This window comes from Caballeronia pedi (assembly GCF_001544915.2).
In the GTDB taxonomy this organism is placed as follows: Bacteria; Pseudomonadota; Gammaproteobacteria; order Burkholderiales; family Burkholderiaceae; genus Caballeronia; species Caballeronia pedi.
The window spans coordinates 138,360-150,885 of sequence record NZ_FCOE02000009.1 but is presented as its reverse complement, the minus strand read 5'-3'; the positions used below and the strand labels follow the sequence as shown (position 1 = coordinate 150,885).

Here is a 12,526-nt window from a genome sequence, read left to right as displayed (position 1 = left end):
ATGGATCGATTCAAGCAGATCGAAACCTTCGCCTCGGTCGCGGCGAAGGGCAGCCTGTCGGCGGCGGCGCAGGCGGAAGGCATCGCGCCGGCGGTCATCGGACGCCGGCTGGACGCGCTCGAAGAGCGGCTCGGCGTGAAACTGCTCGTGCGCACGACGCGCAAGATCACGCTCACCTTCGAAGGCTCCGCGTTTCTGGAGGACTGTCAGCGCATCATCAACGACATGCAGAACGCGGAGGCGAGCGTGTCGGCGGGCGGCGTGAAGGCGAGCGGGCATCTGCGCGTATCGGCGCCGGCGGGCTTCGGGCGCCGCCACGTCGCGCCGCTCGTGCCGAAATTCACGACGCTGCATCCGGACGTGTCGGTGAGTCTCGATCTGACCGACCGCATGGTCGATCTCGTCAACGAAGGTTTCGATTGCGCGATACGGCTGGGCGAGTTGCCGGATTCGTCGCTCGTGTCGTTGAGGCTCGGGGAAAACCGGCGCGTGTGCGTCGCGTCGCCGGACTATCTCGCGAGGCGCGGCAAACCCGCCGATCTCGCGGCGCTCGCGCATCACAATTGTCTGGCGCTCGGGGCGTCGGCCAATCAGCAGCGCGGCTGGGTGTTCGGGCAGGACGGCAAGGTCGTGACGATCAAGGTTTCCGGCACGATGGAATGCTCCGATGGCGCCGTGCTGCACGAATGGTGTCTCGAAGGCCGCGGCCTCGCGTGGCGCTCGTGGTGGGAAGTCGGCGAGGATATCGGCGCGGGCCGGCTCGTGAGCGTGCTCGATGCGTTCGCCGCGCCGCCCATCGGCATTCATGCGGTGTTTCCGCAACGAAGACACTTGCCGTTGCGCGTGCGATTGTTTCTCGATCTGCTCAAGCATACGTATAACGCGACAGGGTATTGGGGATAGACGTTTCGGATTCCTAGCGACATATCGTCACGCGCAAGCATCGAAACTTTCTTCGCCTGCGTCCCCGTTACTACAATGGAACCACGCACCCACACGTATTGCGGAGGACGCCATGTTCAAACACATCCTCGTGCCGACCGACGGCTCCGAGCTTTCGCAAAAAGCCATCGACGGCGCGATCGATCTCGCGCAATCCGTCGGCGCGCGCATCACGGCCTATGCGTGCCTGCCTCAGTACCCGTACTCGCCATTCGCCGATGTCGCCGTCGAGCCGCCCGACGACTTCCACGCGCGCGCCGAGAACGAAGCGCGCGAACATCTGCGTGCGGTCGAGCGCGCCGCCGAAAGCGCCGGCGTGCCGTGCGCGAGCGTGACGAGCATCGATGCCGCGCCTTACATCGGCATCATCGAAGCGGCGGAGCAAAATGGCTGCGACGTGATTCTGATGGCATCGCACGGACGCCGCGGCCTCGGAAGTTTGCTTATCGGCAGCGAAACGCAGCGCGTACTGACGCACACCAAGATTCCGGTCATCGTTTACCGCTGATGCCGCAAACGAAAAGCGCACGCAATGCGCTTTCGTTTGAGCGGCGGCCTGGGCAGCATTGCTGCATGCGCCCGGCCGCCGCTTCTTTTCACCGCTCTCCCTGATTCAGCCTGCCTGCTGCGGTATTACGCCACCTTCTTGTCGAAGAACTGCTCGTCTTCGGTCGAACCGTGCAGCGCGGTCGTCGACGACTCCTTCTCGACCGTCTGCGTTACTGCGTCGAAGTAGCCCGTGCCCACTTCGCGCTGATGCTTGACCGCCGTGAAGCCCTTGTCGGCGGCGGCGAACTCGGCCTGCTGCAACTCCACGAACGCGCTCATCTGCGAACGGGCGTAGCCGTGCGCGAGGTTGAACATCGAATAATTCAGCGCGTGGAAGCCGGCCAGCGTGATGAACTGGAACTTGTAGCCCATCGCGCCCAGCTCGCGCTGGAATTTGGCGATGGTCGCGTCGTCCAGATTCTTCTTCCAGTTGAACGACGGCGAGCAGTTGTAGGACAGCATCTTGTCCGGGAACTGCTTGTGGATCGCCTCGGCGAACTTCTTCGCGTATTCCAGATCCGGCTTGCCGGTTTCGCACCACACGAGATCGGCGTAGGGCGCGTAGGCGAGGCCGCGCGACACCGCCTGCGTGAGCCCCGGCTTCGTGCGGAAGAAGCCTTCCACGGTGCGCTCGCCGGTCAGGAACGGCTTGTCGTTGTCGTCGACGTCGGAGGTGACGAGATCGGCGGCTTCGGCGTCCGTGCGGGCGATGAGCAGTGTCGGCACGCCGCACACGTCCGCAGCGAGGCGCGCGGCCGACAGCTTCGCGACGTTCTCGCGCGTCGGCACGAGCACCTTGCCGCCCATGTGGCCGCACTTCTTGACCGACGCAAGTTGATCCTCGAAATGCACGCCCGCGGCGCCGGCTTCGATCATCGCCTTCATCAGTTCGAACGCGTTGAGCACGCCGCCGAAGCCCGCTTCGGCATCGGCCACGATCGGCGCGAAGTAGTCGATATAGCCTTCATCGCCCGGATTCCTGCCTTCCGACCATTGAATCTGATCGGCGCGCGTGAGCGTGTTGTTGATGCGCTTCACGACGAGCGGCACCGAATTCGCCGGATACAGCGACTGGTCCGGATACATTTCACCCGCGACGTTGGCGTCGCCGGCCACCTGCCAGCCCGACAGATAGATCGCCTTGAGGCCGGCCTTGACCTGCTGCATCGCCTGATTGCCCGTCAGCGCGCCGAGCGCGTTGACGAACGGCTCCTCGTGAATCGACGCCCACAGGCGCTCCGCGCCACGGCGCGCGAGCGTGTGTTCCGGCTGCAACGAGCCACGCAGACGCACCACGTCATCCGCCGAATAGCCGCGCTTGATGCCTTTCCAGCGCGGATCGGTTTCCCACTGCTGCTGGAGTTGCTGGGCTTGTTGTTGACGCGAGGTCATGGCGTTTCTCCTTGAGACTGGACTGAACGACAAATAGTGAGGCGATAACTCTTATATAAGAGTCTAGGCAAACCGACCTCGCCGAAACACCCCTCGGAGCGAGATTTCCGGATGAATTTAATCGCTATGATTCAATGAGATACGTGCGTCATATCGTATTGCGGAATACCTTTTTCTATCTTGCAACGTATCGATTTGTGCCGCGCAGCACATCTTTTGCGACGCAAAAGACTATTGCACATCGTGAAATATGGCGACTGGACGAAAAAAAAACCGATGCACGAGGCATCGGTTTTTTCATCGCGTGGAACAACGGCGCGGGCGCCGCTTCCTGATCGCGCTTAGCTGCTGCGGCGCGGGGCGCGCGGACCGTCGTTGCGGCGCGCGCTGTAGCCGTCGCGCTGGCCGAAGCCGCCTTCACGATTGCCGCCGCGGTAGCCGCCTTCGCTGTTGCCGCCGCGATAACCGCCTTCGCTGTTGCCGCTGCGATAGCCGCCTTCGCGCGCACCGGCGTTCGACTTATTGCCGTAGCCGCTGGCGTTGCCCGCACCGTAACCGCGACCGCTGCCGCTATTACCGCCACCACCGCTGCCGAAGCGGCGTCCGCCACCGTTACCGCCACCCGGACGGCCACGGCCGCCGCCGCCGAAACCGCCCTTGGGCGGCGCCCTGCGCGGCTCGAAGCCCGCAATGACGTTCACCGGCAGCGGATTGCGCACGAAACGCTCGATGCGCTTCAGCGCGCCCATTTCGGCGTGATGCACGAGGCTGACCGCCGTACCGCTGCGGCCCGCACGGCCCGTACGGCCGATACGGTGCACGTAGTCTTCCGCGAACTTCGGCAGATCGTAATTGAAGACGTGCGTGATGCCCGGAATGTCGATGCCGCGCGCGGCGACGTCGGTTGCCACCAGCACGCGCACACGGCGCTCGCGCAGCGCGCGGATCGTGCGGTTGCGCGCGCCTTGCGGCAGGTCGCCGTGCAGCGCGGCCGATTCGAAGCCCGCGTCCGCGAGACGATTGGCGATGAGGTCCGCGTCGCTCTTGGTCGCCGTGAAGACGATCGCCTGATCGAGGCCTTCGCCGCGCAGCAGATGATCGAGCAGACGATCCTTGTGATCGCGGTCGTCGACGTAATGCACGGTCTGCGCGATGTTGCCGCTCGCTTCGAGCTTCTGCACGATCTCGATGCGCTCCGGGTCCTTCAGGAGACGCCCCGTCAGCGACGTGATCTTGCTGTCGATGGTCGCGGAGAAGAGCAGCGTCTGGCGCGTGGCCGGCGTCGCGTCGACGATGCGCTCGATGTCTTCGATGAAGCCCATGTCGAGCATGCGGTCGGCTTCGTCGAGCACAAGCATGTCCAGGTTCGACAGATCGATACGGCCGCGCTCGAGGTGATCGATCAGACGGCCCGGCGTCGCGACGAGAATCTCGGGGTTTTTCGCGAGCAGCATCAACTGCTGGCCGTAGGCGACGCCGCCGAGAATGCTGACGGTGCGCAGGCGGCGCAGGTGCTTGCCGTACGTGGTCGCGGCGGTGGAAACCTGCATCGCGAGTTCGCGCGTCGGCGTCAGCACGAGCAGGCGCGGGCGGGCGACCGGCTGCGGACGGCGGCCACGGGCTGCGTTCGGATCACGCGGCTCGCGCGGCTGCTGCGCTTCCTGCTTTTGCAGTTGCGAGAATTTTTCGATGGCCGGCAGCATGAAAGCCGCCGTCTTGCCCGAACCGGTCGGGCTGGAAACGAGCAGATCGCGTCCGGCGAGCGCAGCGGGAATCGCGCGCTGCTGCACGGGCGTCGGGTTCTGGTAGCCCGCGGCGGTCAGCGCGGACACGATGTCGGCGCACAGGCCGAGGGATTCGAAAGAGGGGCCGGTGGGCTTGTCGGCGGGTGCTTCGGTCGCCGGGGTATCGGCCGAGGAGGGAATGCCAATGGTTGCTGCGAGATTGTCCAACGGGCTAGCGGTGAAGCTCGAAGTCATGTCGATCCTTGAAACGGGAAATAAGGCGTCGGCGCCAATCGGCATACCCAAGTCGTTGGATTCAGCGAGCGAAGAAACAGCGGGCAAATCGAAAAACGGGGGCTACTCGCGCGAACGTGCGGCGAGCATCTTTGTTAGAAGCTGTATCGGATTCGACAGGCTCGATCGTTCCGAAGAGAACGACGGGCGCTGACGTCAGCCTGATGCATGACGGGCCGGGAAAACTGCGCGCAAGACAACCGCGCAACGGCCTAGCAGGGAGGGGACAGTTTCTAAACTGGATTGGAGCAAAACGCTACGAAGCGCCTTGCTGCGTGAGGCTTTGCCAGAAAGCAGCCGACTCACAGTGAAGCGCTGACCGACAGTATATCTGATTTTGCTGCACTGCGCCACATTTTGACGCGTTTGTGCGCCGTCCCTGGGCACGGAACGGCGCGGCGGGAAACGCGCTGGCCTCAGGCCGCTTCGCCGCGTTTGAGCGATTCGACGAGTTCGACGTAGCGCGCCTTGGCATCATCGACGGGCGTGCCCTGAAGCGCGGACCATGCTTCGTACTTGTATTTGCCGGCGATATCGGCGAAGCCCGGCTTGTCGCCCTGCACGTCGCCGACGCTCGCCTGCTTGAAAAGCGCGTAGAGGCGCAGCAGCGTGAGATTGCCCGGACGTTCGGGTAGTTCAGTGACGTCGGTCTGGGCCTGCGCGAATTGCTGATCGATGTCGGTCATGCGTTCTCCGTTCTTCTCGAAATTGGACCGCACGATCTTAGCAAGCCGGACTCGCGCGGCCTGTCGAGGCTTTCCTCGAACCGAGCGGGTCTTCCAGATGCGCTTTGGATCGATTCGCGTGCGTGCTTCGCGCGAATGCGGCGCATGTCCCGCATTACAATACTGGCTATGACACGCACCGTTTTGCTCGCCCTCGACACCTCGACGGAGTTTTGCTCCGTTGCGCTCCTGCTCGCCGACACCGCCTCCGACTCCGCTCATTCCGCCGCCGCGCCGCAGTACGTAAACGGCGACACGCGCGTGTGGTTCCGTCACGAAGCGACCGGCGCGGTTTCGAGCACGCGCCTCTTGCCCGCCGTGCGCGAACTCTTCGACGAAGCGGGCCTCGCGCTCGCCGATTGCGCGGCCATCGCGTTCGGCGCCGGACCGGGCTCGTTCACCGGCCTGCGCACGGCGACGGGCGTCGCGCAAGGACTGGCGTTCGGGCTGGGCGTGCCGGTGGTGCCGGTCAGCACGCTGCTCGCCTGCGCGGAAGGCGCGCGGCTGAACGATCCGTCGATTCCGCCGCGCGTGCTCACCGCGCTCGACGCCCGCATGGACGAGGTGTACTGGGCCGACTTCGAATTCGATTCCGCCGCCGCCGAATGGCGCACGCTGCATTCGGCCGCGCTCGATGCGCCCGGCGCGCTGCCGCTGCCGGACGTGCCGTTCGCGCTTGCCGGCAACGCCGCCGCGGCGTTCGGCGATCGCCTGCCGGCGCTGGCCGTAGCCGCGCGCGTCGATCGTGAAGCGCTGCCGCATGCGCTGCCGGTCGCGCTCATCGGCCTGCGCGCTCTGCGGGCGGGGCGCACCGTCGCGCCCGAGCTCGCCGCGCCGGAATATGTGCGCGACAAGGTCGCCCAGACCACGGCCGAACGCATGCAAGCCCGCGAGGAGGCGCTTCGGTGAGCGGGGTATTGCTGGCGGACCGCTATCTCACGCCGATGACCGAAGCCGACCTCGACGAAGTCGCCGCGGTCGAAAAGCTCGCCTACGAGTTTCCGTGGAGTCGCGGCAATTTCCAGGATTCGCTGCGCAACGGCTACTACGGCGTGTGTCTGCGCCACGTGACCGGCACGCTGATCGGCTATTGCGTGCTGATGCCAGTCGTCGACGAGATGCATCTGCTCAATCTGTGCGTGGCGCCGGCGGCGCAGCGCGCGGGCGCGGGGCTCACGCTGCTGCGCGAAGCGGTGCGCATCACGCGCGCCGAGAAACTCGAAGGCGTGCTGCTCGAAGTGCGGCCGTCCAATCCGCGCGCGATCCAGCTATACGAGCGCTTCGGCTTCACGGCCATCGGACGTCGCAAGAACTATTACCCCGCGCGGCATCGCTCGCGCGAGGACGCCATCGTCATGCGTCTGGCGTTTTTGAAGGAGAGTGCGCATGGCGCTGGATGAATCGCTGATCGAGGAACTGGGAATCGGGCCGGTCTGGGTCCGGCGCGGTGTCGTGGCCGTGGCGCCGCGCGTGGAAGAACCTGCGCCCGCCGAACCGGTCGCGCCCATCGCACAAGCGGCGCAAGCGGTCGAAGCGCCGAAATCCGCTGAACCGTCGCCGCCCGTCGTGCAGAGCGACCCCGACACACCGCCGCTCGATGCCTACGACGATCTCCCCTGGACCGACGACGCCCCCGTCCATCTGGAACCCGCCGTCGTCGCCGAAGCGCCAGACGACGTCCACACGCTCGACTGGGACGCGCTCGCCGAGCGTGTCGCGAACTGCGAGCGCTGCCGGCTGTGCGAGCGCCGCACCAACACGGTGTTCGGCGTCGGCGACCGCGAAGCCGACTGGATGCTGATCGGCGAAGCGCCGGGCGAGAACGAGGACAAGCAGGGCGAACCGTTCGTCGGCCAGGCGGGCAAGCTGCTCGACAACATGCTGCGCGCGCTCGATTTCTCGCGGCAATCGAACGTCTATATCGCGAATGTGATCAAGTGCCGGCCGCCCGGCAACCGTAATCCCGAACTCGATGAAGTCGCGCGCTGCGAGCCGTATCTGCAACGGCAGGTCGAACTCGTCAAGCCGAAGGTGATCGTCGCGATGGGCCGTTTCGCCGCCCAAAGTCTCCTGAAGAACGAAGCCAGCATCGCGTCGATGCGCGGGCGCGTGCACGCGTATCGCGGCGTGCCGGTCATCGTCACGTATCACCCGGCTTATCTGTTGCGCAGCCTGCAGGACAAGTCGAAGGCGTGGGCCGATCTCTGTCTCGCGCGCAACACGTATCGCGAGGCGCTCGCCGCGCTCGGCGTCGAGCAGGGAGCGCAGAAGGACGGCATCTGATGGCCGCCGGGGCGAGCGAACTCACGCGTCTCGTCGATCGTTTCGACGACATCACCGTGCGCGATCTCGCCTGGCTGCTGTTCGCCCCCGATCTGCTGCGCGAGGGCGATGCGACACTGGCGCATCCGTTCGCCTCGCAAGCGGAGCGCGATGCGACGCTCGCATGGCTGAAGGCGCTCGACGCGTCACCGCAATCGCTGCACGAACACACACGCAATCCCAGATTCACGCGCCTCGGCATCTATGCTGAAAGCCTGCTTCGATACTTTCTGGCAGGCGGACCGGCGGCGCGCCTCATCGCGGCGAACGTGCCGCTGCGGCTTCAGCGGCGCACGATCGGCGAATGCGATTTCCTGCTGGAGACGGCGAACGACGTGCGTCTGCATTGGGAACTCGCGGTGAAGTTCTACCTGCATATCGGCAATGGCGATGCGTCGCGCGCGGCGCGTCTGTCGGACTACGTGGGTCCGAATCTGCAGGATCGCTTCGATCTGAAACACGCGCGGCTCGTCACGCATCAGCTCGCGCTGACCTCGCGCGCGGAATTCGCCGCGCTCGGCTTCGAAGGGCCGTGGCGCGCGCAGTTGTTCATCAAGGGGCGGCTCTTCTATCACGGCCTCGCCGGCGAGCGCATCGATGCCGCGCCCGAACTCGGCGCGAATCATTTACGCGGATGGTGGCTGACGGCATCCGAATGGCGCGAGGCGCGGGCACGCGCTTCGGGCGATGAACGCGCCTGGGTCGTTCAGCCGCGCATGGCGTGGCTCGCGTCGCGGCGGCTCGATGCGAGCGACGCCGAATCGCTCATCGCTGAATCGGACGATATTCGTACACGTCTGGAAACGACCGCCTCACCGACGATGATCGCTGCCTACTTGCGCGACGACGCCGGAAACTGGACCGAGGAATCGCGCGGTTTCATCGTGCCGGACGACTGGCCGGAACGTGCGCGCGCGTTCGCCGCTTCGGCGCCCTGATCACCACCAGCGATAGAAATGATGCACCGGCCCGACGCCGTGACCGACGTCGAGCCGCACGCTCGCTTCGATCGCGCCGGTCAGATAGCGCTTGGCTTCGGCGGTGGCGCTCGCCAGATCGTCGGTTTGCGGGATCAGCGCCGCGATCGCGGACGACAACGTGCAGCCCGTGCCGTGCGTGTTCTTGAGCGGCACGCGCGCGCCGCCGAGCCGCAGCGAGCCGTTCGCCTCGATGAGCCAGTCGGGACTATCGGACGAGGCGAGATGGCCGCCTTTCATCAGCACGGCGCGCGCGCCGAGTGCACGCAGCGCTTCGCCTTGCCGCACCATCGCGTCTTCGTCGACGGCGCTTTCGACGCCGAGCAGCGCCGCCGCCTCGGGCAGATTCGGCGTGACGAGCGTCGCGAGCGGCAGCAGTTCGTCGCGCAGCGCGGCGACCGCTTCCGGCGCGAGCAGCGCGTGATTGCTCTTGGAGATCATCACGGTATCGAGCACGACATGCATCGGCCGATGCCGCTTCAGCGCAGCGGCGACCGCGCGCACGATGTCCGCGTTCGCCAGCATGCCGATCTTCACCGCGTCGATGCGAATGTCGTCGAACACGGCGTCGAGCTGCGCGGTGATGAACGCGGGCTCCGGCGCGTGGACCGCCGTCACGCCGCGCGTGTTCTGCGCGGTGAGCGCCGTGATGACGCTCGCGCCGTACGCGCCGAGCGCGGAGAAGGCTTTCAGGTCGGCCTGAATGCCCGCGCCGCCGCCCGAGTCGGAGCCGGCGATGGTGAGGACGTTGGGAATGGGTTTCGTTGCGGACATGGAAAGATCAGGTTCGGGCGCGCGCGATGGTCGCGCGCAATGCCGCGGCCGCTTCGCGCGGATCGGCGGCCTTGCAGAGCGCGGAAACGACCGCGAGACCGGCGGGCTTCGCGCGCATGACATCCGCCGCGTTGTGCGCCTGGATGCCGCCGATCGCGACGGTCGGCAAGCGTGCGGCGGCGCAAATTTCAGCGAGGCCGTCGATGCCGCATGGCGTGGAGGCGTCGGTCTTGGTCGGCGTTGCGTAGACGGGGCCCGCGCCGAGATAGTCGACGACACCGGCGAGCTTGTCCGCGTCGGCGGTTTCAGCGAGATTCGACACCGACAGACCAATTAACGCGCTCGGCCCGAGCAGTTGCCGCGCGATATCGGCGGGCAGATCGCGCTGGCCGATATGCACGCCATCCGCGCCCACGGCGAGCGCGACATCGACATGATCGTTGATGACGAACGGCACGCCGTGCGCGCGCGTGAGCAGCAACAGCGCGCGCGCGAGGTCGAACCACGCGCGCTTGTGCCAGTCGGGCGCGCGCAGTTGCACGAACGTCGCGCCGCCTTCCAGCGCGGCCCGCGCGACGTCAAGCGCCGCGTCGTGCCCGCCGCACTGCACCGGATCGAGCACGAGATAGAGCGAGAGATCGAACGAGGCGCGCATGATCAGCCGGACACGATATCGCGCTGCACGAGCGTTTTCTCGAACTCGGCTTCATCGAGCGATGCGAGCCGGTCGAGATACGCGACGGCGAAGCTGCCGGGCAGGGCGGCATCGCGCGCGGCGAGTTCGCCCGCGATGGTCGAATACGCGATGGCGGCGACCGTCGCGCTCCAGAACGCGTCGCGATCCGGCGCGGCGCCGACGAACGCCGCGACCGTCGCCGACAGCGCGCAGCCGACGCCCGTCACGCGCGTCATCAACGGCGAGCCGTTGGACAGCGCGATCACGCGCCGGCCATCGGTCACGTAGTCGGTCTGGCCCGTCACCGCGACGACGGCCTGGGACTGCAGCGCGAGAATCTGCGCGGCGTCGAGCGCGGCGTCGGTGGCGGCGGTGCTGTCGACGCCGCGTGCGCTCGACGCACCGCCCGACAGACTGATGATTTCCGACGCGTTGCCGCGAATCACGGCGGGTTTTGCATCGAGCAGTTCGAACGCGAATTCCGTGCGAAACGCGAGCGGGCCGACCGCGACCGGATCGAGCACCCACGGCTTGCCCGCGCCGTTGGCGGCGTCGACGGCGGCGCGGATCGCGCGGCTCTGCGGCACGTCGAGCGTGCCGAGATTGACCGACAGCGCATTGGCGAGCGGCGCGAATTCGCCGACTTCCTCACGCGCGATGACCATCGCGGGCGCGGCGCCGATCGCGAGCAGCACGTTCGCGGTGAAGTTGGTGACGACGAGATTCGTCAGGCAATGGACGAGCGGCGCGCGCTCCCGCACGCGGGTGACGAACGAGAAAAGGTCGGCGGCGAGCATGATGAAAGTCGATTGGAACGTGCGCGACGCGTCAGTGCCGCGCTTCGCCGATCAGCGCGACCGAATCGAACGCGCGCTGATTGGCCTGATGCCGCCGCATCACGAAGTACATCATCAGGCAGACGAACGAGCCGAACAGCACGATGACGAACTGGATCGGCACGTCGAGCCACACGAGCACCGCGTAGAGGCACAGCATGATGAGCACCGAAAGGTTCTCGTTGAAGTTCTGCACGGCGATGGAATGTCCGGCGGAGAGCAGCACGTGCCCGCGATGCTGGAGCAGCGCGTTCATCGGCACGACGAAGAAGCCCGACAGGCCGCCGACGATCATCAGGAACAGATACGCGATCAGCAGATAGCCGGGGAAGTGCATCTTGCCGAAATAGATGCCCCAGTGAGCGGGAAAGAGATGGCGCGTGTAGAAGGCCATCAGCATGACGGCGAGGCCCATGATGATGCCGACCGGCAGCACGCTGAGCGAGCGCTTAAGCGGCACGCGCGCCGCCGCGAGCACCGCGCCCACGGCGACGCCGACCGCGATCACCGCCTGCAGGATCGCGGCCTGCGAAAGCGTCATGCCGAGCGACACTTCGGCCCACTTCAGCACGATGAACTGCAGCGTCGCGCCCGCGCCCCAGAAGAGCGTCGTGACGGCGAGCGAGATCTGGCCGAGCTTGTCGCGCCACAGCACGAGAAAGCAGTCGGCGAAATCGGTGATGAGCTTGAGCGGCCGCGTTTCCTGCTTCGGATAGCGCGCGCCGGTGTCGGGGATGCGCAGGTTGAACATCGCGGCGATCACGTATATCAGCATGATGACGAGCATCGCGGCTTCGGCGGGCGTGTGAATGCGTGGAATGTTCAGCGACAGCAGATGACTCGCGATATGCGGGCTGATGAGCGCGCCGCCCATCACGGTGCCGAGAATGATCGAACCGACGGTCGTGCCTTCGATCCAGCCGTTCGCGGCGACGAGCCGGTCGGCTGGCAGGAGTTCGGTGAGAATGCCGTATTTCGCCGGCGAGTAAGCAGCGGCCCCGAAGCCGACGATGCCGTACGCGAGCAGTGGATGCGCGCCGAAGAGCATCGTCACGCAGCCGACGACCTTGATCGAATTGGTCACGAACATCACCTTGCCCTTGGGCCGGGAATCCGCGAAGGCGCCGACGAAGGCCGCGAGTATCACGTACGACAGGACGAAGAACAGCTTGAGCAGCGGCGTCATCCAGTTCGGCGCGTGAAGGTCTTTCAGCAGAGCGATGGCAGCGATCAGTAACGCGTTATCGGCCAACGATGAGAAAAACTGCGCGGCCATGATGGTGTAAAAACCTTTTTTCATCTGATCCGAAGCTTT

15 protein-coding genes are annotated in these 12,526 nt (G+C 65.8%); 8 read left to right on the top strand and 7 right to left on the bottom strand.

The features are described 5' to 3' along the window. Complete coding sequence (locus tag AWB80_RS16220) at nucleotides 1-903, top strand: LysR family transcriptional regulator (RefSeq protein ID WP_061175692.1); 903 nt, start codon at nucleotides 1-3, stop codon at nucleotides 901-903. 112 nt (nucleotides 904-1,015) lie between these two features. After that, nucleotides 1,016-1,450 carry a universal stress protein gene (locus AWB80_RS16215; RefSeq protein ID WP_061124593.1) on the top strand — a complete coding sequence of 145 codons (435 nt, stop codon included), beginning with the start codon at nucleotides 1,016-1,018 and terminating at the stop codon, nucleotides 1,448-1,450. Between the two features lie 125 nt (nucleotides 1,451-1,575). On the opposite strand, the gene aceA is transcribed toward AWB80_RS16215, so the two are convergent. Beyond that, nucleotides 1,576-2,883, bottom strand: coding sequence for an isocitrate lyase (gene aceA, locus AWB80_RS16210; protein WP_061175691.1), 1,308 nt, complete (start codon nucleotides 2,881-2,883; stop codon nucleotides 1,576-1,578). Nucleotides 2,884-3,026: 143 nt separating this feature from the next. Here aceA and AWB80_RS16205 point away from each other — a divergent pair, with 143 nt between their 5' ends. Further along, nucleotides 3,027-3,218: a hypothetical protein gene (locus AWB80_RS16205; protein ID WP_143328058.1), complete on the top strand. Its 192-nt coding sequence runs from the start codon at nucleotides 3,027-3,029 to the stop codon at nucleotides 3,216-3,218. A 6-nt stretch (nucleotides 3,219-3,224) separates the two neighbouring features. Here the strand turns inward: AWB80_RS16205 and AWB80_RS16200 are convergent, their stop codons facing one another. After that, nucleotides 3,225-4,862, bottom strand: a complete 1,638-nt coding sequence (locus AWB80_RS16200) for a DEAD/DEAH box helicase (RefSeq protein ID WP_061175689.1) — start codon at nucleotides 4,860-4,862, stop codon at nucleotides 3,225-3,227. On the opposite strand from AWB80_RS16200, the gene AWB80_RS43295 reads away from it, so the two are divergent. Beyond that, on the top strand, nucleotides 4,861-5,055 hold the full coding sequence (locus tag AWB80_RS43295; protein WP_143328057.1) for a hypothetical protein: 195 nt from the start codon (nucleotides 4,861-4,863) through the stop codon (nucleotides 5,053-5,055). The genes AWB80_RS16200 and AWB80_RS43295 overlap by 2 nt on opposite strands. 262 nt (nucleotides 5,056-5,317) lie before the next feature. Here the strand turns inward: AWB80_RS43295 and AWB80_RS16195 are convergent, their stop codons facing one another. Further along, entirely contained in the window at nucleotides 5,318-5,587 is a 270-nt protein-coding gene (locus tag AWB80_RS16195) for an acyl-CoA-binding protein (RefSeq protein ID WP_061175688.1), read from the bottom strand. Between the two features lie 168 nt (nucleotides 5,588-5,755). Between AWB80_RS16195 and tsaB the strand changes: the two genes are divergently transcribed. From tsaB to AWB80_RS16175, 4 genes are read left to right on the top strand one after another with little or no spacing between them, the layout of a single operon-like run. Next, nucleotides 5,756-6,535 (top strand): tRNA (adenosine(37)-N6)-threonylcarbamoyltransferase complex dimerization subunit type 1 TsaB, encoded by a 780-nt coding sequence (gene tsaB, locus AWB80_RS16190; RefSeq protein ID WP_061175687.1) that lies wholly within the window; start codon nucleotides 5,756-5,758, stop codon nucleotides 6,533-6,535. Continuing rightward, nucleotides 6,532-7,026: a ribosomal protein S18-alanine N-acetyltransferase gene (gene rimI / locus AWB80_RS16185; protein WP_061175686.1), complete on the top strand. Its 495-nt coding sequence runs from the start codon at nucleotides 6,532-6,534 to the stop codon at nucleotides 7,024-7,026. The genes tsaB and rimI overlap by 4 nt, the downstream gene beginning before the upstream one ends. Beyond that, the gene (locus AWB80_RS16180) at nucleotides 7,013-7,909 is read left to right on the top strand and encodes a uracil-DNA glycosylase (RefSeq protein WP_061175685.1); all 897 of its coding nucleotides are present in this window, start codon (nucleotides 7,013-7,015) and stop codon (nucleotides 7,907-7,909) included. Before rimI ends, AWB80_RS16180 begins: the two co-directional genes overlap by 14 nt. Continuing rightward, complete coding sequence (locus tag AWB80_RS16175) at nucleotides 7,909-8,886, top strand: DUF1853 family protein (protein ID WP_061175684.1); 978 nt, start codon at nucleotides 7,909-7,911, stop codon at nucleotides 8,884-8,886. Before AWB80_RS16180 ends, AWB80_RS16175 begins: the two co-directional genes overlap by 1 nt. On the opposite strand, the gene thiD is transcribed toward AWB80_RS16175, so the two are convergent. From thiD to lplT, 4 genes are read right to left on the bottom strand one after another with little or no spacing between them, the layout of a single operon-like run. Continuing rightward, nucleotides 8,887-9,699, bottom strand: coding sequence for a bifunctional hydroxymethylpyrimidine kinase/phosphomethylpyrimidine kinase (thiD, locus tag AWB80_RS16170; protein WP_061175683.1), 813 nt, complete (start codon nucleotides 9,697-9,699; stop codon nucleotides 8,887-8,889). It abuts the gene before it with no gap. Between the two features lie 7 nt (nucleotides 9,700-9,706). Continuing rightward, nucleotides 9,707-10,354 carry a thiamine phosphate synthase gene (thiE, locus tag AWB80_RS16165; RefSeq protein WP_061175682.1) on the bottom strand — a complete coding sequence of 216 codons (648 nt, stop codon included), beginning with the start codon at nucleotides 10,352-10,354 and terminating at the stop codon, nucleotides 9,707-9,709. Between the two features lie 2 nt (nucleotides 10,355-10,356). Continuing rightward, nucleotides 10,357-11,172 (bottom strand): hydroxyethylthiazole kinase, encoded by an 816-nt coding sequence (gene thiM, locus AWB80_RS16160; RefSeq protein ID WP_061175681.1) that lies wholly within the window; start codon nucleotides 11,170-11,172, stop codon nucleotides 10,357-10,359. A gap of 31 nt (nucleotides 11,173-11,203) precedes the next feature. Beyond that, nucleotides 11,204-12,511, bottom strand: a complete 1,308-nt coding sequence (lplT, locus tag AWB80_RS16155) for a lysophospholipid transporter LplT (RefSeq protein ID WP_061175680.1) — start codon at nucleotides 12,509-12,511, stop codon at nucleotides 11,204-11,206. Nucleotides 12,512-12,526: the final 15 nt, after the last annotated feature.